The sequence below is a fragment of the Pseudomonas sp. IT-P176 genome (assembly GCF_949767245.1).
GTDB lineage: Bacteria > Pseudomonadota > Gammaproteobacteria > Pseudomonadales > Pseudomonadaceae > Aquipseudomonas.
Genome location: NZ_CATKPN010000079.1, coordinates 293,044 through 313,042 on the forward strand (window position 1 = coordinate 293,044; position 19,999 = coordinate 313,042).

At 61.5% G+C, this 19,999-nt stretch carries 16 protein-coding genes and 1 pseudogene; 9 read left to right on the forward strand and 8 right to left on the reverse strand.

Annotated elements, in window-relative coordinates:
• The first annotated feature begins 7 nt into the window (after positions 1 to 7).
• From ACM6IP_RS22575 to ACM6IP_RS22585, 3 genes are all read left to right on the forward strand, one after another.
• Positions 8 to 505 (forward strand): DMT family transporter, encoded by a 498-nt coding sequence (locus ACM6IP_RS22575; RefSeq protein ID WP_256585451.1) that lies wholly within the window; start codon positions 8 to 10, stop codon positions 503 to 505.
• 2 nt (positions 506 to 507) lie between these two features.
• Complete coding sequence (locus tag ACM6IP_RS22580; protein WP_095167871.1) at positions 508 to 963, forward strand: DMT family transporter; 456 nt, start codon at positions 508 to 510, stop codon at positions 961 to 963.
• 121 nt (positions 964 to 1,084) lie between these two features.
• Complete coding sequence (locus tag ACM6IP_RS22585) at positions 1,085 to 1,252, forward strand: metallothionein (RefSeq protein WP_095167873.1); 168 nt, start codon at positions 1,085 to 1,087, stop codon at positions 1,250 to 1,252.
• A 57-nt stretch (positions 1,253 to 1,309) separates the two neighbouring features.
• Here ACM6IP_RS22585 and ACM6IP_RS22590 read toward each other — a convergent pair whose 3' ends face one another.
• Entirely contained in the window at positions 1,310 to 1,537 is a 228-nt protein-coding gene (locus ACM6IP_RS22590; protein WP_095167875.1) for a DUF6555 family protein, read from the reverse strand.
• 1,091 nt (positions 1,538 to 2,628) lie between these two features.
• Here ACM6IP_RS22590 and ACM6IP_RS22595 point away from each other — a divergent pair.
• The 3 genes and pseudogenes from ACM6IP_RS22595 to mnmH form a co-directional block, all read left to right on the forward strand.
• A pseudogene (locus ACM6IP_RS22595) lies at positions 2,629 to 7,929 on the forward strand (autotransporter domain-containing protein); the annotation flags it as partial.
• 112 nt (positions 7,930 to 8,041) lie between these two features.
• Entirely contained in the window at positions 8,042 to 9,076 is a 1,035-nt protein-coding gene (gene selD, locus ACM6IP_RS22600) for a selenide, water dikinase SelD (protein ID WP_414862308.1), read from the forward strand.
• Positions 9,076 to 10,176: a tRNA 2-selenouridine(34) synthase MnmH gene (gene mnmH, locus ACM6IP_RS22605; RefSeq protein ID WP_414862309.1), complete on the forward strand. Its 1,101-nt coding sequence runs from the start codon at positions 9,076 to 9,078 to the stop codon at positions 10,174 to 10,176. Before selD ends, mnmH begins: the two co-directional genes overlap by 1 nt.
• An 18-nt stretch (positions 10,177 to 10,194) precedes the next feature.
• Here mnmH and ACM6IP_RS22610 read toward each other — a convergent pair whose 3' ends face one another.
• Complete coding sequence (locus tag ACM6IP_RS22610) at positions 10,195 to 11,247, reverse strand: permease (RefSeq protein ID WP_414862310.1); 1,053 nt, start codon at positions 11,245 to 11,247, stop codon at positions 10,195 to 10,197.
• 70 nt (positions 11,248 to 11,317) lie between these two features.
• Positions 11,318 to 11,992, reverse strand: a complete 675-nt coding sequence (locus tag ACM6IP_RS22615) for a histidine phosphatase family protein (protein WP_095167910.1) — start codon at positions 11,990 to 11,992, stop codon at positions 11,318 to 11,320.
• Between the two features lie 332 nt (positions 11,993 to 12,324).
• On the opposite strand from ACM6IP_RS22615, the gene ACM6IP_RS22620 reads away from it, so the two are divergent.
• Positions 12,325 to 13,026 (forward strand): glutathione binding-like protein, encoded by a 702-nt coding sequence (locus tag ACM6IP_RS22620; RefSeq protein WP_159994659.1) that lies wholly within the window; start codon positions 12,325 to 12,327, stop codon positions 13,024 to 13,026.
• A 45-nt stretch (positions 13,027 to 13,071) separates the two neighbouring features.
• Here ACM6IP_RS22620 and ACM6IP_RS22625 read toward each other — a convergent pair whose 3' ends face one another.
• A complete protein-coding gene (locus ACM6IP_RS22625; RefSeq protein WP_095167887.1) occupies positions 13,072 to 13,692 on the reverse strand; it encodes a LysE family translocator in 621 nt (206 codons plus the stop codon).
• Positions 13,693 to 13,924: 232 nt separating this feature from the next.
• Between ACM6IP_RS22625 and hemB the strand changes: the two genes are divergently transcribed.
• Positions 13,925 to 14,899 carry a porphobilinogen synthase gene (gene hemB / locus ACM6IP_RS22630; RefSeq protein WP_095167889.1) on the forward strand — a complete coding sequence of 325 codons (975 nt, stop codon included), beginning with the start codon at positions 13,925 to 13,927 and terminating at the stop codon, positions 14,897 to 14,899.
• Positions 14,900 to 14,917: 18 nt separating this feature from the next.
• Here hemB and ACM6IP_RS22635 read toward each other — a convergent pair whose 3' ends face one another.
• From ACM6IP_RS22635 to ACM6IP_RS22645, 3 genes are all read right to left on the reverse strand, one after another.
• On the reverse strand, positions 14,918 to 16,447 hold the full coding sequence (locus ACM6IP_RS22635; protein WP_414862311.1) for an FAD-dependent oxidoreductase: 1,530 nt from the start codon (positions 16,445 to 16,447) through the stop codon (positions 14,918 to 14,920).
• Between the two features lie 40 nt (positions 16,448 to 16,487).
• The gene (locus ACM6IP_RS22640) at positions 16,488 to 17,441 is read right to left on the reverse strand and encodes a transporter (protein WP_414862312.1); all 954 of its coding nucleotides are present in this window, start codon (positions 17,439 to 17,441) and stop codon (positions 16,488 to 16,490) included.
• A 111-nt stretch (positions 17,442 to 17,552) separates the two neighbouring features.
• Positions 17,553 to 18,167 carry a LysE family translocator gene (locus ACM6IP_RS22645; RefSeq protein WP_159998760.1) on the reverse strand — a complete coding sequence of 205 codons (615 nt, stop codon included), beginning with the start codon at positions 18,165 to 18,167 and terminating at the stop codon, positions 17,553 to 17,555.
• A gap of 150 nt (positions 18,168 to 18,317) precedes the next feature.
• Between ACM6IP_RS22645 and ACM6IP_RS22650 the strand changes: the two genes are divergently transcribed.
• Entirely contained in the window at positions 18,318 to 19,412 is a 1,095-nt protein-coding gene (locus ACM6IP_RS22650; protein ID WP_414862313.1) for a DUF1615 domain-containing protein, read from the forward strand.
• Positions 19,413 to 19,483: 71 nt separating this feature from the next.
• Here the strand turns inward: ACM6IP_RS22650 and ACM6IP_RS22655 are convergent, their stop codons facing one another.
• Positions 19,484 to 19,789: a hypothetical protein gene (locus ACM6IP_RS22655; RefSeq protein ID WP_414862314.1), complete on the reverse strand. Its 306-nt coding sequence runs from the start codon at positions 19,787 to 19,789 to the stop codon at positions 19,484 to 19,486.
• Positions 19,790 to 19,999 lie beyond the last annotated feature (210 nt).

The window sequence follows — 19,999 nt, forward strand, 5'->3', positions numbered from 1 at the left end:
AGTTGTCATGTCTTCAGGTTCTATCAGTGAGGCCACCGGGGCCGCTGTCACCCCGCGGCCTAACCCACTCACCCGCCTGTTGCTGCTACCGCTGGTGATCCTCGCGGGCATGGGCCTGTCGGTGGAGGCGGGCTTGCTGGGGCCGCTGGGCGTCCAGGTGGGGCATTTGTGGGCGACCCTGAGCATTTTCGGGGTTGGCTCGGCCATCCTGTTTCTGTTGTTGCTGTTCAGCGGTCCGCAACCGGGGCCGGCACTTTGCAGCTTGCCGCGCTGGCAGTTGATCGGCGGGTTGCTCGGGCCGATGTACGTGGTGGTGCTCACCTTGGCGACCCCGGTGATCGGGATTGCCATGACGATGATTGCGATCCTCTCCGGCCAGGTTGGCAAGAGTGTGCTGATCGACCATTTCGGCTGGTTCGGGGCCGCGCGCAAACCGGTCAACCGGGAGCGCTGGTTGGCCTTGCTGCTGATCGTTGTTGCTCTTGTCCTGATTGCGCGGGGTTGAACATGAATCTGTTTGGGTTGTTGCTGGTGGTCGTCGCGGCCGGTGCGGTATTGAGTGTGCAGGCAGCGATCAACGGCCGGCTGGGCCAGGCGGTCGGTGTGTTGCGCAGTAGCCTGTTGACCTTTGTGGTGGGAGCCATCACTACCGCCTTGCTGATTCTGTTCTTCGAGCCGGCCCATGCCGTCAGCCTGCTGGAGGTGCCGAAGTGGCAGCTCAGCGGAGCGCTGTTCGGCGTGGTGTATATGCTGGTGATGGTCGGCGCCGTGCCCCGGATCGGAACGGCGGTGGCGACGGTGGCAGTGATCGTCGGCCAGTTGGGCATGGGCATGCTGATCGACAATTTCGGCTGGCTGGGTAATCCGCCCATCGAGTTGTCCACCAATCGGCTCCTGGCCATGGTCTGCCTGGGGCTGGCGCTGGTGTTGATGTACCGCAGCAGTAGTCGGCAGGCCGCCTGAGGTTTATCGACTACCCTCTATCAGGAGCGAGGGCCGCAAGGGCATGTCGGTGGGTGCGGTCAGTGCTTGAGAGGCGACATTGGGTTCGCTTCTGGACGACCACACCCATGGAGTCAGACTGATGAAAGCAGACACCTGCGCCTGTCCCAACTGCAAGTGCAAACTGGGCGAGCATTCGATTGTCCGGCATGGCAAGCACTACTGTTGCGAGGGCTGCGCCAAGCATCATGAGCACGGCGAAGCCTGCACGACGGCGGGTTGCCAATGTGCCAAAGGGACTCACGGCTAGTGGCTACGACCTCACCGTGGGCGCCATCTCGGCGCCCGCGGCGAGGTCGTGCACGCTTCAGCTGGTGGGCCGCCACGTGACGTTTTCGATGCCGAACTTCTCCGCCGCCGGCTTGCTGGTCTTCTTCACTTTCTCTCGGCCGAAGCGGCCAATGCGCCCAACCCCCGCGTCGCAACTGGCCCAGTGCCAGGCCTCGGCGTTGTCCATCTTTTCCTGGCGGATGATGAAAGACTTGGGCACACCGTGAAGGGTGTATTCGATGACGAACAATTTTGCGTTGATCATGTGCCGCTATTCCTCCCTGTTATTTTAGAGTGATCGCCTGCGGTCGGAATAATTCACTTGGATTGCCCTGCGGCGTCGAACGAGGGACTCGAACGGTCTGGGTGACAAGGTGCTCCTGATGCCTTGAATGAACGTTGGATCAAGGGACGATGACCACTATCTCCACGAAAGTATTAATACTATTTACCGTGGCTGAAGGTTGTGCTCCGCGCAGCCTCGTCTAAGTTACTGATCAACCGGTCGTTGCCACGGTCCGACGCTTGATGTTGGTGCGTGTTGATTCAGTGAGTTGTTTAGCGCAAAGCACGTACTCATGGATGAAGTGCTGTCCTGAGAAGGAGTTGAACATGAACGCACGTCAACGCATGTATGTCGTTTGTAATCTTTCCCCGTTGTCGTTGGCCGTGCGCCTTGGGCTTGCCGGGCTGTTTTTTGGCCTTGCCAGCCCTCAGGCTACGGCAGCGTGCTCACCCACCAGTCCTTCTGCCGGGGCTACGGTCACTTGTACCGGTGTGCCGACGCTGCCACTTTTACTCAATACCTTCTCCAGTTCGGTCGATGCCCTGACCGTCAACGTGACCAGTGGCGCCGGGCTCAATGCAACCCTAGGTGGCGCCGCGTTGAGCCTGACCGGCAACAACGTCACCCTTAATAACGCCGGGACGGTCGATCCTGCATTCGCCGGTTTGATTACTCAGCTCAGTAACGGCGTAGTGGTCGGTAATGCAACCGCTTCGACAGTCAATATTAGTAACGCAGGCAGCGGTATCTTTCGAGGATCGGCTGGTGTCCTCGGCCAAGCACTTACCTCCCTCGACGGCATGGCATTGAACATCAACAACGGTGCGGGTGGCAGCACGAGTATCAGCAACAGTGGCACCATCGACTCCTCAGCGTTGCTCGGGTTGACCCTGACCGGATCCGATGCACCGGTGGTGGCGGTCTATGGTGGTTCGCAGGTTTCCATGAGCAACGCCGGTTCCATTGTCGGGCGGGTGGCATTCGAATCTTCGGTGGGCGGCAACTCCTTCATCAACACAGGTACCATCAGCGGCGGTGTCTCGATGGGGGCGAACAGCACCAACACCTTCACTGCGGTCACGGGCTCGAGCATCTCGAACGGCGGTGGAGCAGGGCTCAGCTTGGGCGCACCGGTCGGAATCAACCTGACCTATGCGCCAACCGGCCAGGTCGACGGTGGTGCTGGTGGCAACAACAATTTGATCCTGCAAAACCCGATCGGGAGCGGTGGCGGCGCCTCAGGTGTCGGCACCGCATCCAGCGTCAACTACATCAACTTCAATAATCTGCGGCTCGACAGTGGCACCTGGACGCTGGAGGGGCCGTTGGTCAGTGGCAGTTCGACGCTGAATGGCGGAGTGGCGCTGTTCAACAACAACGCAACGTTCGGTAGCGGTGCCTTGACTGTCAATGGCGGGATTTTGCAGGCCAGTAGCCCTGGCCTGAACCTGAGTAACCCGATCACCCTGGGTATCAATGGCGCCGTTCTGCAAGGCGGCAATGGTGTCACGCTGTCCGGAGTGATTGCGGGTACCGGAGCGCTGGTCAAGAGCGGTAACGGCGACCTGACACTCGATGGCATCAACACCTTCCATGGTGGGACCACCCTGAACGTGGGCAACCTGATCCTCGGTAGTGCCAATGCCTTGGGTACCGGTGTGTTGACGGTCGAGGGTACCTCGAGCCTGGACAGCACCTCGGCACTGAGCCTGTCCAATGGCCTCAACCTCAATGCCGCGTTAACGGTGGCCGGGAGTAATAACCTGACCCTGTCTGGCGTGGTTGCCGGTACTGAGACTTTGAACAAGGAGGGTCTGGCCGACCTAACCCTCAGCGGCGCCAACACCTTCACTGGGCAGTTCAATGTGCTCGGCGGCAGCCTGAGTACGCTTGGCAGTTCGGCACTTGGCAGCAACGCAGGCGTTAATCTGGCAGCTGGGAGTCGGCTCAATCTCGGCAGCTCGGCGAGCGTCGCCAGCCTGACTGGCAGTGGCTACGCGCTGATCAGCGCCGGCAACACCTTGAGCGTCGGTGGCGGTAATCAGAGCAGCGCCTTCGACGGTATCCTTACCGGCACTGGCGAGCTGCGCAAACTCGGCAGTGGCACCCTGACCCTGACTGGGTACAACAACTTAACCGGCGATACCCGTATCGATAGTGGCACTCTGAATTTGACCGGCTCGCTGGCCAGTGCCAACGTGGTCGTTAACAGCGGCGCTACCCTGACGGGCTTTGGCACCGTCGGTGGTATTGCCGGCAGCGTGCATGTGCTCGATGGCGGCCACCTGGCCGTGGGCAGCGGCTTGGGCTTACTGACGGGCTCTGTGGTATTGGGTGCCAGCTCGAACCTGTACGTGAGCCTAGGTACTCCGGAGGCCGGCGGCGGCAATGCGTTGCTGAATGTCAACGGCAACCTGACGCTCGATGGCACCCTCAACGTCAGTGGTTTCGGCGGTTTTGGCAACGGCGTGTATCGGCTGATTAACTACTCCGGCGGCCTAACTGATCACGGCATGCTCATTGGCAGCGTACCCGGCAGCGTCACGCCAGGGGATCTGCAACTGCAAACGGCTATCGGTAATCAGGTCAATCTGTTGGTCAGCACACCGACCGTCCCCGTGCAGTTCTGGGACGGTGGGCAACTGGTAAGTAACGGCGTCATCGATGGCGGCAGCGGCACCTGGGCCAGTGGCAGCACCAATTGGACCAGTGTCGACGGCACGCTGAACCAGACTTGGGCCAACGGTCTCGCGGTGTTCCAGGGGGCGGCGGGGACGGTGACCGTCAACGGCGCGCAAAATATCGTCGGTCTGCAGTTCGTCACCGATGGCTATAGCGTGCTGAACGGCTCGGAGGGTTCGCTCAACCTCATCAACGGCACTCTGGGTAACGCCTTGGTTCGCGTCGAAGCCAACGCCACCGCGACCCTTGGTGTAGCGCTAAACGGTGCTGGCACTCTGGGTAAGTATGACTTCGGTACCCTGGTGCTCAACGCCGCCAACGGCTACACCGGCGGTACCGTTTTCAACGGTGGAAAGCTGGTGTTGGGCAACAACTTGGCCCTTGGCACTGGCATGTTGACCGCCGCCAACGGTGCCACGCTGGATAGCAACACCGCCGTCAGCCTCGATAACAATATGCTGCTCAACGGTTCACTGTATTTCGCTGGTTCCAACCCCATGACTCTCAATGGCGTGATCAGTGGCGACGGCATCCTGATCAAGACTGGCGCCGCCAGCCTGACCCTCAACGGCAGCAACAGTTACGGCGCCTCGAATCTGTCTGGCGGGACGCTGATCCTTGGCAGCAACGCTGCCATCGGCAGCGGTATTCTCTTTGTGGCAGGCGATGGCGGCACCCTTGACAGCACCTCGACGTTGCAATTGGCCAACCCCATCCACCTCGATGCGCAACTGACCTTGGCGGGCAACCAGGCTACGACCCTCAGCGGTACGATTTCCCGCGGCGCCAGCCTGGTAAAAAATGGCAACGCCAGCCTGGTGCTCAGCGGTACCAACACTTACCAAGGCGGCACCACACTGAACGGTGGTAGCACTTCTGGCGACACCCGCAGCCTGCAAGGGGCAATACTCAACAACGCGGCGCTGACCTTCGAGCAGACGAGCAACGGCACCTATAGCGGTCAACTCACCGGCGTTGGCACCTTGAGCAAGACCGGTACCGGTCAGTTGCTGCTGGCGGGCAACAACACGTTCACCGGCAACACCAATGTCCAGGCCGGTGGCTTGCGGGTCGACGGTGTACTCAACAGCGCCAATGTCATCGTCGCGAATGGTGCGCAGATCGGGGGTAGTGGCCAACTGGGCGGTTCGGTGCAACTGGCCAGTGGCGCGACACTGTTCGGTGGCGATGCAGCGTCGCCGCTGTCGATCGGTACCCTGGCATTATCGTCGGGGACCAATCTGGACTTCAGCCTGGGCGCGGCCACTAGCTCCACCACCGTAGTCGACATCAACGCAGACCTGATCCTCGACGGCACGCTCAACGTTACCGACGCTGGCGGCTTCGGCGCCGGGGTCTATCAACTGTTTCGCTATGGTGGCAGCCTGGCAGACAACGGTTTGACCTTCGGCAGCCTGCCGGTATCAGCCGCGGACCTGATCCTGCAAACTTCGTTGGCCCATCAGGTCAACCTGCTGGTGCAGGGGGCATCCGCTCAGGTGCAGTTCTGGAATGGTGGCAAGACCAATGCTGACGGCACTATCAGCGGCGGTAGCGGTGTTTGGGGGACGGGCACCAATTGGACTGACCCCAGCGGTACTCAAAGCCAAGGATCGAGCAACAAGTTCGCGGTGTTTGGCGGGCAGGGCGGCACGGTCACTGTGGTCGGCAATCAGGGCTTCACCGGCTTGCAATTCCTCGACCCGGGCTACGTGCTGGTCGCTGGAGCTGGGGGTAGCTTGAGCCCGATCCATGTCAGCAACGGAACGTTGCCAGTGGTGCGGGTCAATGCCGGGGTCACGACCGTAATCGACGCACCCTTGATTGGCAGCGGCGGCATTGAAAAACGCGATGCCGGTACCTTGTTGCTGACTGGTGCCAACACCTACCGTGGTGGTACCACCGTAGGTGGCGGTACCCTGGCCGGCAACACCACCAGCTTGCAGGGCAACATCCTCAACAATGCTCAGCTGGCTTTCATGCAAACCAGCAATGGCCGGTTCAATGGCGTGCTGACCGGTACCGGCAACTTGATCAAACAGGGCACCGGTACGGTGTTGCTCACCGGCAATCATCCGTTCAGCGGCACCACGTCGGTACAGCAGGGGCAGTTGCAAGTTGGTGATCGCAGCAGTCCGACTACATTCGCCGGGCCGGTCACCGTGGCCAATGGCGCGGGCCTGAGCGGTAACGGCAGCGTCGGTACACTGGTCAACCACGGATTGGTGCAGTCTGGTGGTAGCGCCGGGACCTTGAGCGTCGCGGGCAACTTCAGCAACACCGCCGATGGTGCGCTGAACCTGAGTGTGATGGTACCCACCAACACGCCTTTGGTGGTTGACGGCACGGCGACCCTCGGCGGTGGTTTGCAAGTCAGCGAACTTGCGCCCTACACCGGTGATACCACCTACTCGCTGATAACCGCCGGGGGTGGCGTCAATGGTACCTTCAGCAGCAGCCATCTGCCGGCCCTGGCGTTCATTGACACCGCACTGTTGTATGGCGCCAATCAGGTGAGCCTGGCGCTGAAACGCAACCAGACGTCCTTTGCCGATGTCGCGGTGACCGCCAACCAGCGTAGCGTGGCCGCTGCTCTGGATGCCTACGTCGGGGATGACAACGATGCAGGGAATGCCTTGCACAACCAGATCCTCAATCTGGATCGCGCATCCGCCAGCTCGGCCTTCGACAGTCTGTCGGGGGAAATTCACGCCAGTACCGTCAGTACGTTACTTGAAGACTCGCGCTACGTGCGTGACGCGGTCAACGACCGTATGCGCCAACCGTCCTGCCTGGGCATGGACGACCCACGCAATAGCCTGGCCCCGAGCGAAAACAGCTTGAGTGGCGAAGGTTGCCAGGGGGAAATGGTTGGCTGGTTACGGGTACTCGGCAGTTGGGGTGAGATGGACGGCGACAGCAACACGGCCAGTCTGGATCGCAACGTCTCAGGCTTCATGCTGGGCACCGACCGGCAACTCGACAGTCAATGGCGCGCCGGTACTGCTGTGGGTTACACCCGCAGTGACTTGAGTGCCAGTCACCGCCGGTCCGACGCCACGGTCAACACCACGCACCTGGCGGCCTACACCAACGCTCAGTTCGACGCACTGGCGGTGCGTTTGGGGGCGGCGTACAGCTGGCACAAGATCGAAACCAAGCGCGATGTCAGTGTCGGCAGTTACAACGATCGCCTGAAAGCCGATTACGACGCGGACAGTGCCCAGGTGTTCGGTGAAGTCGGTTACACCGTCGAAACTGCTGGTATCGCCCTGGAACCTTTCGTCAGCCTGGCCTACGTCAATTACGACAGCGACACGGGCAAGGAGAAGGGCGGTGAAGCTCGCTTGAGCGCCGATGCCAGTCAGGACATCACGTTCTCCACGGTCGGCTTGCGTGCCGGCAAGCGCATTACGCTGGGCAACGGCTCGCAGATCACCCCGCGTGCCGCACTGGGCTGGCGCCATGCCTATGGTGACACTCAACCGGAGGCCGACCTGACCTTCATTGACGGTGGCATGCCGTTCACCATCCAGGGCGTTCCAATCGCCGAGGACAGCGCGTTGGTAGAAGCAGGCCTGGACTACCAGTTCAGTTCGGCTGGCAAATTGGGGATTGGTTACTCCGGCCAGTTGTCCCACGATAACAAGGATCAAGCGATGACGATCAGTTTCACCCTCGGATTCTGAGCTGCCGCCGGGGGGCTTTTTGGCTCGCCGTGTGGGAGCCGCAACGGGCCATGGCCTCGGGCGCGTTGTGCTCTGCTAGAATCGGGCCACTTGACTTGACGAGTTGCCCCCCATGAATGAACCCATTCGCCTGACCCAATACAGTCACGGCGCAGGCTGTGGCTGCAAGATTTCACCCCAGGTGCTGGAAGTGATCCTGGCCGGCAGCGGCGCCCAGAACCTCGACCCGAAACTCTGGGTGGGCAACGCTTCGCGCGATGATGCGGCGGTGTATGCAATTGATGAAGAGCGCGGCGTGGTCTCGACCACCGACTTCTTCATGCCGATTGTCGATGACCCCTACGACTTCGGCCGAATCGCCGCGACCAATGCCATCAGCGATATCTACGCCATGGGCGGCGATCCGTTGATGGCGATTGCCATTCTCGGCTGGCCGGTCAATGTACTGGCGCCGGAGATTGCCCGGGAAGTGATTCGCGGCGGCCGTGCGGTGTGTGACGAGGCGGGTATTCCATTGGCGGGCGGTCATTCGATCGATGCCCCGGAGCCGATCTTCGGCCTGGCCGTCACCGGGCTGGTGCAAAAGCGCCACATGAAGCGCAACGACACCGCCACCGCCGGTTGCCTGCTGTACCTGACCAAGCCGTTGGGGATCGGCATCCTCACCACCGCAGAGAAGAAGGGCAAGCTGCGTGACAGTGACGTGGGCCTGGCTCGCGACTGGATGTGCACCTTGAACAAGCCTGGGAGCCGCTTCGGCAAGCTCGACGGCGTGACCGCCATGACCGATGTCACCGGATTTGGCCTGCTCGGGCATCTGGTGGAAATGGCCGACGGCAGTGCCCTGACTGCTCGCATCTACTACGACCGCGTGCCGCGCCTGCCGGGTGTCGAGTACTACCTGGACCAAGGGTGTGTGCCGGGTGGCACCCTGCGCAATTTCGACAGTTATGCCAGTAAGCTCGGGCGCGTCCAGGAGTTGCACAAGCGTGTGTTGTGCGACCCGCAGACCAGTGGCGGCTTGCTGGTTGCCGTGACACCGCAGGGCAACGAGCAATTTCTGGCGGTGGCCGCCGAGTTGGGGTTGGACCTGGCGCCTATCGGTGAACTGGTCGAGCGACAGAGTAACGCGGTCGAGGTGATTTGATGCCCGTCGATATCACCGAATACCGCGACATCTTTCTCAGCGAGCGGCCGATGATGGACACGCGGGCGCCGATCGAATTCACCAAGGGCGCGTTTCCCGGAGTGGTCAACCTGCCGCTGATGACGGACAACGAACGCCAGCGCATTGGTACCTGTTACAAGCAACAAGGGCAACAGGCGGCAATTGCCTTGGGTCAACAACTGGTGTCCGGTCCAGTCAAGGACGCGCGTGTTCGCGCCTGGACCGAGTTCGCCCAAGCCCATCCCAATGGCGCGCTCTACTGTTTTCGGGGCGGCTTGCGTTCGCAGATCGTCCAGCAGTGGCTCAAGGAAGAAGCTGGCATCGATTACCCACGCGTCGGTGGCGGCTACAAGGCGATGCGTACCTTTTTGCTGGAAACGGTTGAACAGGCGATGACGCAGTGCGACTTCATCCTGCTGGGCGGTATGACGGGCACTGGCAAAACCGAAGTGCTGGTGCAATTGAACAATGGCCTGGACCTGGAGGGGCATGCCAACCACCGGGGCTCCAGCTTTGGCAAACGTGCGACGTCACAGCCCGGCAACATCGATTTCGAAAACGGCCTGGCGGTGGATGTGCTGAAAAAACGTGCCCAGGGTATGGAGCAGTTCGTGCTCGAGGATGAAAGCCGTATGGTCGGAAGCTGCGCTTTGCCGCTGCCGCTATATCAGGGCATGCAGCAATGGCCGATGGTGTGGCTCGAAGACAACATGGACAACCGGGTCGAGCGCATCCTTCAGGATTACGTGATCGACTTGCATGCCGAGTTCGTCACCGAGTACGCAGAGGCGGGATTCGCCCTGTTTTCCGAGCGCCTGTTATCGAGCCTGAACAATATTCACCGGCGCCTGGGGGGCGAACGTCATCAGCGTATGGCGACGCTGATGGACGAGGCGCTCGCGCAAATGGCGCTCACGGGCCAGGTGGATGGGTTTCGTCACTGGATCGAATTGTTGTTGAGCGAGTATTACGACCCGATGTACGCCTTTCAACGGGAGAAGAAAGGCGGGCGCATCGAGTTTGCCGGGGAGCAGGGCGCGGTGCTCGAGTATTTGCGCGAACGCAACGCGCCACGATAGCCAGCGGTCAGCGTGACGTTACAGTAATGCCGCGCCGACCAACCCGCTGAGTATGCCAATCAACATGGTCAATACGGCCACGGTCACCAGCACCCGGGTGTCGAAGTCTTTGCGCAGCATCAGCAGCGACGGCAGGCTGATGCTGGGCAGGGTCATCAGCAACGCAACCGCTGGGCCGGTGCCCATACCCAGAGCCATCATGGTCTGCACGATGGGGATTTCCGCAGCAGTGGGAATCACGAACAAGGTGCCGACGATGGCCAGCGGTACCAGCCACCACAAGTTGTCGGCCATCGCCCCGTCAACGTGGGGAAACAGCCAGACCCGCGCGGCGCCGAGCACCAGTACTGCCAGGATATAGACCGGAATGGTGCTCCAGAACAATTGCCACAGGGTGCGAATCCAGCGGCCGAGGAAGGGTTGAGAATCCGTGGCGCTGACGTTGGCCACGGCTTGCAGCGCAGCTTGCGGTACTTGCTCCGGCCGCGAAATGCGCTGGGCCACCAGCGAAACCCCCAGCACCAACACGATGCCGGCCACCAGTCGCAGGGCGGTAAAGCCCCAACCCAGGACAAAGCCCATGAACACCAGGGTGGCCGGGTTCAGCACCGGGTTGCCGATCCAGAATGCCAGCGCCGCACCCACCGACACGTTTTGCCGGCGCATGCCAGCGGCCACCGGCGCCGCACAACAACTGCACATCATGCCGGGCAGGGCGAACAGCCCGCCGCGCAGGGTCGAGGCGAAACCGGCGCGGCCGAACAGCCGCAGCAACCAGTCCCGAGGGATCAGTACTTGCAACAGTGAACCGAGGATCACCGCCAGGACCGCGGCCTTCCAGATCGCCAGGAAGTACACCTTGGCGTACGTCAATGCGGCGGCCAGGGGCGCGGTTTGCGCGTCGTTGAGAATCGAAGCGCCAATGCTGTGGCTGTCGGCAGCGGTAAAGGCCTTGAAGTAGTACGGCGACCACTTGACGTAGTAGAGGCCAATGCAGGCCACCAACAGGAACAGGGCCGGCTTGCACCAGAACGACCAGCCCCGGTTGGGGGTGGTTAAGAAGTTGGACATACAGGGGTTCCAGGGAGACAGGTCGCGCATCATACCTCACCCTGGGCCCTGCGCTGGTGTGGCCGCCCTGTCAGGTCGGGCAGCTCTCCTGGCCGTTATCCAGGCCCTGCTTGTAATGCTGGCTCTGCAAGGTGGCCTTGCCGTTGTGCCAGGTCAGCGTCAGGACGTACATCGAGTCGAAGTCGCCGGACTCCCAGTCCTCGGTGATCGACTGTTTGCTGCCCACCGCTTCGCGCGCCACCTTGTTGATCAACTCCGGCAGGTAGCCGTGGGACCAGGCGGTGTAGATGATCGAGTTGTGGTACTTGTCGTGGAGCAGTTCGTCCGCCAGTTCACTGGTGTCGTTGGCGGAAAACTCGATGTTCACCGGCAGGCCCAGCTTGATTGCGCTCGGGCTGATGGTCATCAGGGGGCGGATGTAGCTATAGGAGTTGTCGAGCTCGCCTTCCTCGACATTGCGGGTCGGGTTGGCGGCAAACACGAAATCGGCCTTGCCGAATTTTTCTGGCAGCAGCTGCGCCAGGTCAATGGCGCGGTTCAGGCCCTGGCAATTGAGTTGTCCGAGACCACCGGCAGGTTTTTCCGCATGGCGCAAAAACACCAGGGTCTGGGTGCCGTCAACCGGCTGGGCGCGACTTTCGCTCGACTCCAGCGACAGGAGCAGGGCGCAGGTAGTCAGCAGTGCAGGGAGGAACACGAAGGCGCGTTGCTTCAGGCGTTGGGTGATCTGCAGTGGGTTTCTCATCAAGTAGTAGTTCTTCAGCACATTCAGGTTAAGGCTGACAAACCTTTCCACCGCAAGCTCCCGGCTTCGGATGGTTTTCCATGTCGTTGGGCGAGTCGTCTTGCGCGCGCGCTGCCTTCAGAGTCCGCTGAGGGCGATTGGTTCGATTGGAATCTGCGGGCGCGCACTTTATCCGGGGTAGCGGTGAGGGTGGCGGAAGGTTAGCGACATAATGTTTCCGATTTAAGATGCCGGCGTCGGCAGGCTCGCTATAAGCTAGCCCGCGTACAGGCCGGCCGTGTGCCGCCGGTTAGGCCAAAATTCAGCCGTTAAATTGTCACTGGATGTTCACTATGACCGATTTGTCAGCCTTCCCGATTACTGAAAAATGGCCTGCCCAGTTCCCCGAGTGGCTCCAACTCTACTCCTTGCCGACGCCAAACGGGGTCAAAGTCTCGATCATGCTCGAAGAGATCGGCTTGCCGTACGAGGCCCATCGCGTGAGTTTCGAGAGCAACGACCAGATGTCCCCGGCGTTCCTCTCGCTTAACCCCAACAACAAGATTCCGGCGATCCTCGACCCTCACGGCCCTGACGACAAGCCGTTGGCGCTGTTCGAGTCCGGCGCGATCCTGATCTATCTCGCCGACAAGAGCGGGCAACTGCTGGCCCAGGAATCAGCGGCACGTTACGAGACGATTCAGTGGCTGATGTTCCAGATGGGCGGTATCGGTCCGATGTTCGGCCAGTTGGGCTTTTTCAATAGATTCGCCGGCAAGGAGTACGAGGACAAACGTCCGCGGGACCGTTATGTCGCCGAGAGTAGCCGCTTGTTGAAGGTGCTCGACGAGCGCCTGCAAGGGCGCGACTGGATCATGGGCGAGCGCTACACCATCGCCGATATCGCGATCTTCCCGTGGGTCCGCAACCTGATTGGTTTTTATGAGGCTGGCGACCTGGTGGGGATCAATAACTTCCCCAATGTGCTGCGGGTACTCGAGCGCTTCCTGGCGCGTCCGGCGGTAGTGCGTGGGCTGGAAATTCCCAAGCCCTGAACCGGCAAGCCACTGCCTGGCGCAGTGGCTTACCTGGGCGCTGGGCTAGCGGTTATTGACCGCGAGCTTGAGGCCAAAGCCGATCAGTGCGACGGCTGCCACTCGAGTGGCGACCGTTCGGGCCAGGGGCAGGGCCTTCAAGCGGATGGCCGCGGCGTTGCCGATCAGCACCAGGGCGCCCTGGTACAGCAGGCTAATCACGGTCACGTGGAGCATCATCGCCACCAGGGTCATACTCGACGACCCTGGGCTGATGAACAGCGGGAAGAACGCCACGAAAAACAGCATGACTTTCGGGTTGGTCAGGCTGATGACCAGGGCGTTGCGCAGATAGGTGCGTGCCGAACGATGTGGCTCCAGCCCCGCGTCATTGTGCGCCACGGGGCTGCGCAACATTTGCACGCCCATCCAGCACAGATACGCTGCACCGAACCACTGCAGGCCCTGGAATAGCAGCGGGTTGGCAGTCATCAGCGCTGCCAGGCCGGCGGCAGCCGCAATCATGTAGGCCGCGTCCCCCAGCAGGGTTCCCAGCACCGCGCCAAAACCGGCGCCGATGCCGTTGCGGGCGGTGGCATTGAGGATGGCAAATGTGCCGGGGCCGGGGATCAGTTGGAAAATCACGATCGCCGCGATAAAACTGCCGTAGTTGTGTATCTCAAACATCAGGGCTCACTCCGTATCCTTCGGGGTTTGTCACCCGGGTGGGTGTGCTAGCCAGATTAGTTGAGCGGTGAATAAATGTCAGGGGGTGACGGGGCTCGGGTTCTATTGTTACCGTTTTCGCAATAAACTCTTGCGTTACCTGCATTTGTGCCAGCAGGGGCGAGGGGCATAAGCTCGCGCTTCCAGCACTTTTTGTCTTGTCCAGGCCATTGGCCTCCTGCCAGGAAATTTCATGTCCAGCCAGTTCCCCGAAGCCCGTCCACGCCGTTTGCGGCGCACCCCGCAACTGCGCAAGCTGTTCCAGGAAACCGAGTTCAGCCTCAACGACCTGGTGCTGCCGATCTTCGTCGAGGAAGAAATCGACGATTTCGTACCGATCACCAGCATGCCGGGAGTGCGACGGATTCCCGAGTCGAAACTGGCCGGTGAAATCGAGCGCTACGCCCGGGCCGGTATTCAGTCGGTGATGACCTTTGGCGTGTCGCACCACCTCGATGGCAACGGCAGTGACACCTGGCGGGAAAACGGCCTGGTGTCGCGCATGGCGCGGATCTGCAAGGACGCGGTGCCGGAAATGATCGTCATGTCCGACACCTGCTTCTGCGAGTACACCGACCATGGTCACTGTGGCGTGATGCATGGCGCCGAGGTCGACAATGACCTGACCCTGTTCAACCTTGGCCAGCAAGCCGTTGCCGCCGCGCGTGCCGGGGCGGATGTGATTGCCCCCTCGGCGGCCATGGACGGGCAGGTCCAGGCGATTCGTCGCGCCCTGGACGCAGCCGGCTTCAGCCAGACGTCGATCATGGCCTATTCGACCAAGTTTGCCTCGGCCCTCTACGGCCCGTTCCGCGAGGCAGGTGGCAGTGCGCTCAAGGGCGATCGCAAGAGCTACCAGATGAACCCGATGAATCGCCGCGAAGCCGTGCGCGAATCATTGCTGGATGAGCAGGAAGGCGCCGACGCGCTGATGGTCAAGCCGGCCGGTGCCTACCTGGACATCATCCGCGATATCCGCGAAGCCTCGCGGTTGCCGCTGGCGGCGTATCAGGTCAGTGGCGAGTACGCGATGATCAAGTTCGGCGCGGCCGCCGGGGCGATCGATGAAGAGCGGGTGGTGCGCGAGAGCCTGGGCGCGATCAAGCGTGCCGGTGCGGACCTGATCTTCACCTATTTCGCCATGGACCTGGCGCTTAGCGGAATCTGACCCGCAACGGGCGCGCGCTCAGCTCAGGAACGGCTTGATCCCATGGCCGTGAAAATAGCGCTCGATGAGTTTCGGGTCGGCGCCCGGGTCGGCGAGCGCCACGTAGCTGTCGGGCCGCAACAGGTAGAACCCGTTGCGCGCCAGGCCGGCGTTGGCATGGGCGGGTAAGTAGGCGAACACCTGCAGCGCCAGGTGATGTTCGTTGCACCAGGCGCGCATTTCCCCGCTGGTGTCGCCGTACACATGCACCTGCCAGGCGGGGAGGGCGAGGCTGGCAAAGTTGTCGCCGTCAGCGTCCTGCACCCACGGCAGGCGATCGCCACCGAACACTGTGCCGGCATGCCCCGCACTGAGTGGCATCGCCCGGTAGTTCAGGGTGATTTGCGACACGGTGCGAAACAACCACTCGCGAGCGCGCTCCAGTGCCGCCATTCTGGGTAACAGCAACGGCGCCACGCGGGTGCGCAACAGGTCGGCGATGGCGCCTTCGGCTGTGACGAAGCTGAATACCCGATCGGTGGTGCTCACCAGTTTGCGGGCAAAGGCCATGCGTTCGATGGCATAGCTGTCGAGCAGGCTGTGGTTGGCGCCGCCGTTGAGTACCGCTGCCAGTTTCCAGGCCAGGTTGATCGCGTCGCCAATTCCGGTGTTCATGCCCTGGCCACCGGCCGGGCTATGTACGTGGGCGGCGTCACCGAGCAGGAATGCACGGCCACGGCGAAAATCGTCCGCGACTCGGTGATGAACCCGGTAGGTGGAAAACCAGTTGACCCGCTTGACCTCGACTTTCAGGTGGCTGATGGCCCGGCTGCTGACGTCTTCAAACCGCAGGGTCTCGGCCTGCTCGGCACGTTCATCCCGTACCGTGCCGATCAGCCGCGCACGGCCGGCGCCTGCCAGCGGGAACACGGCGAGAAAGTCTGCTTCATCCAGGTCCACGTGCAATTCGCCATTAAAGGCCGGGCCTGCGCCGTCGACGTCGGCCACATAAAACACTTGTTGGTAGGTGCCGCCGGGAAAGCCGATGCCGAGGGTTTTGCGCACCCTGGAGCGGGCGCCGTCGCAACCGGCCAGATAGCAGCTCTGACAGCTCTGCAACTGGCCGTCGGGCAGGCGCAGTTGTGCGGTGATGCCACCGTCATGCTCGCTGAAGCCCAGCAGTTCGGTGTCCCGCTCTACCTCGACGCCGAATTGTTCGAGGCGTTCGATCAACAGTCGTTCATGTTGATCCTGGGGGTAGATTTCCAGGAAGGCGTAGGGCGTCAGGTCCTTGCCGATGGCGGCGAATGGCAGGCGTGCCGTGGGTTCGCCCTTGACCCACAGATTGACGGCCGGTACCTGGTGACCCTGTTGCACCACGGCCTGGTCAAGGTCCAGTTGCCGATACAGTTCCAGGGTTCGCGCCTGCACTGCCAGGGCGCGAGAGGTGGTGCCGGGGGCGCTGGTCTTGTCGAGCAGGCGCACGCGGATCCCCAGTTTGCTCAGCCAAAGTGCCAACACCAGCCCGGTGGGGCCGGCGCCTACGATCAGTACGTCGCTGCGGTGCATGGCGTTACCCTCGGTGGAGAGTCCCGCGCAGGCGTTACGTCTAGAAGAACGCCAACGTCAGGTTGACACTGATGCCATCGCCTTCGGGCCGGTTGACGGAGTCGAACTCGGGCACCCAGCGGGCATTGACGCTTGCCTGGGCATCGGCAAACTTGCCGCTCCAGCCCAGGTACGGGCCGAGCCCGGCCGAGTGGCCACGAAAGCCGTTCAACTGGTCGGCCGTTGGGCCGTCGTCGTCGGTCATCTGCTTGATTACGCCGCCCACCACGCCAGCCGCCCAACCGTTGCCCAGGCCGTAGGTCCAGAGACCATCCAGACGTACAATACTGCCGTTCTGGTAATCCGTGGCATCGTTTTTGGTATAGAACTCGAACGCGCCCAGCAGGCTCAACTCGCCGCCATTACCCAGCAGGTGGGTATAGGCCAGGGTTGGCATGAAGGTATAGGTGTTTTGCCCGGCGTTGGCCAGGCGATCCTTGTCGTAGGCGCCGGTCGGTACATAGATCGGCAACGACAAGGCAATGTGATCGGTGGCGCTGAAGTGGTAGCCGGCGGCGATCGGGGTGATCAGGGCATCGGCAAACTGGGTAGCGTAGTCGGTCTCGCCGACGGAGTTGCCCCTGGGGCCGGTAAAGTCGGCTTCGGCGTCGGTGTACTGCAGGGGCAGGCCGACCGCCGAGGCGAAGTTCCACGGGCCTTTGCCAGTGTCCCAGATACGCGTGATGTTGGTCATGGTGTAGGAGACTTTCATCTTCAGGCCAGCACCGACTTCGCCGCGCACCGGTGCCGCCTTCTTGCTGCTGAGTTCGCCGTCGTAATAGATACTGGTCATCGACATCACCCAGCCGGGTTCCGGGGGAATGATCCCGGCGTTGGAGTAGACGATCTGGCCAGTAATCGGCCTGCCGACGCTGCCTTCGGTGGCAAGCACCGAAGGGCTGCCGGTAAGCAGCACAACCAGCAGCGGCAAACTCGCGAACGAAACTCTTGTCATGGTGGATCTCTTGATCACGTTTTTAGAATGTACGATGGCGCGCGGCCGTCAGGGCGTGAATAAAGTCTGGAACCGAATCGGCGGCAAATCCCCACCCAATGCAAGGGGGGCTCAGCGCTGGGCAAACGCCAGGTTCAGGCCCAGAGCGGCAAACGACGCGGCAAATCCGCGGCGCAGCCAGTTCTGGACGGTAGATGACTCGATGACGGCTGTGCGAAAAAAGTTCGCCAGTAAGCCATAGATCACAAACACCGCAAAGGTCATCAGCATGAACACTGTGCTTAAGGTGAGCATCTGCACTGTGGCCGACGGCCCGTTGGGCGTGATGAACTGCGGGAGAAACGCCAGGAAGAATATCGTCAGCTTGGGGTTGAGCAGGTTGAGCAGGCCAGCGCGCAGCATGATGGTGCCGCCACTCAGGTTGAGCGGAGCATCGCTGATAGCAAAGGCCGTGCGATCGCGCCAGGTGGCGTAGGCCAGGTACAGCAGGTAGGCGACTCCGGCAAACTTCAATCCCTGGAACGCCAGCGCGCTGGTATGCAGGATCGCCGACAGGCCCAGCATCGAGGCCATCAGGTGCGGCACGATCCCGCCCGTGCAGCCCAGCGCCGCGTAGACACTGGCTCGTTTGCCGGCGGCTAGCGCAGTGGAGAGGGTAAACACCACGCCAGTGCCAGGGATCAGCACCACGATCAGTGAGGTCAGCAGAAAATCCATTGTCAGCATGCCAGCGAACTCCAGTCGGTGATCGGGTGTCAGAGCACCCGCAAGCAATCGTTCATTGAAGTGCAACGCGGCTTGCTTTTCCATAGGAAAACACCGGAGTGTAGTGCGTGTCACTCGCCCGGTCGGTCAAAAGGACCCTTGAGCCACTCCATGCAAGCCAATCAATTGATCATCAGCCTCGCCACACTGTTGTTGCTGGCCGGGTGTGCGAGCCAGGGTAGCCGCGATGCGGCGCCCAAGCCGGAACAGGTCAAAGCTCAGATCGTGCGCTTGCTGGCCGCCAGTACGGTGGACCGGCAAGGTTGGGCCAACGACATCTATAGTGCGTTTGCCGCGCAGGAGATCCCTGCCACCTCGCAGAACCTCTGCTCGGTGCTGGCGGTGACCGAACAGGAGTCGACCTTTCAGGCTGACCCGAAAGTACCGGGGCTGGGCAAGATTGCCCGGGACGAGATCGACCGCCGTGCTGCCAGGGCGCATATCCCCAGTCTCCTGGTGCGGGGGGCCTTGCAGGTCAGCTCGACCAATGGCAAAAGTTACAGCGACCGGTTGAATGCGGCGCGTAGCGAAAAAGAGCTCAGCGCGATCTTCGATGACTTCATTGGCCGGGTGCCTATGGGCAAGACCCTGTTCGGTGGGTTCAACCCGGTGCATACCGGTGGGCCGATGCAGGTCAGCATTGCGTTTGCCGAGAAACAGGCGCGCAACTATCCGTACCCGGTGGACGGCTCGATCCGTCGCGAGGTATTCACCCGGCGGGGCGGCATGTACTTCGGCATCGCCCATCTGCTTGGCTACCCGGTGAACTACAGCCAGCCGCTGTACCGCTTCGCCGATTTCAATGCCGGTTGGTACGCCAGCCGCAATGCGGCATTCCAGGCTGCGCTGAATCGCGCGACCGGCGGCTCCCTGGCCCTGGATGGAGACTTGATTCGCTACGGTTCGCTGCTGCCGGGCTCGACTGAGCTTGCAGTGCGCAGCCTGGGTAAACGCCTGGATATGCGCAACAGCACCATCCGCGATCAACTGGAGCTGGGAGACAGCCTGGCTTTCGAAGACAGCAAACTCTACAAGCGGGTATTCGCGCTGGCCGAAAAGTCGCAAGGCAAGGCGTTGCCCAGGGCGGTGCTGCCGGGGATCGAGCTACAGAGTCCGAAAATCACCCGCAAGCTCACCACCGCGTGGTTCGCCAAACGTGTCGATGAGCGTTATCAGCGGTGTATGAAGCGCGCAGCCGCGGGCTAGTGCAGAAAGTAGACGAAAAAAAGCCCGGCAGAGTGTGCCGGGCTTTTTGTTGAGTATTGCCGACCGGCAATTCATGCACGGTTCTGGGTCAGGCGGTCAGAGCCACCTTCGGCGACGCGGTTCTGTTGCAGGCGGTCGGAGCCACCTTCGGCGACGCGGTTCTGTTGCAGGCGGTCGGAGCCACCTTCGGCGACGCGGTTTTGTTGCAGGCGGTCGGAGCCACCTTCGGCGACGCGGTTTTGTTGCAAGCGGTCGGAGCCACCTTCGGCGATCACGGCTGGTTGCTGCATGGCGGTGACGGGTTGTGCGAGGTCGGCGGCGAATGCATTGGCGGCCAGTACGGAGAGAGCAAGGCTGAGGATGAGGTGGCGTTTCATGAGAGTGTGCTCCGGGGTGTCTTGGTGGGTATGGAGCCAATGTTACGCGTCAGGATTTTTAAGAGAATTTCATTGGGTCGATGGTGAACATCGATGGCGGTGATGGCGCGGGGCTGCAGGACCTGAGGCAGTGATGGAGGAGGGGTTGTCCAGGGGGAGGACATTGCTCTTCTATATAGAGAGCTGGGATTAAGGGCTGTTTTGGGGTTA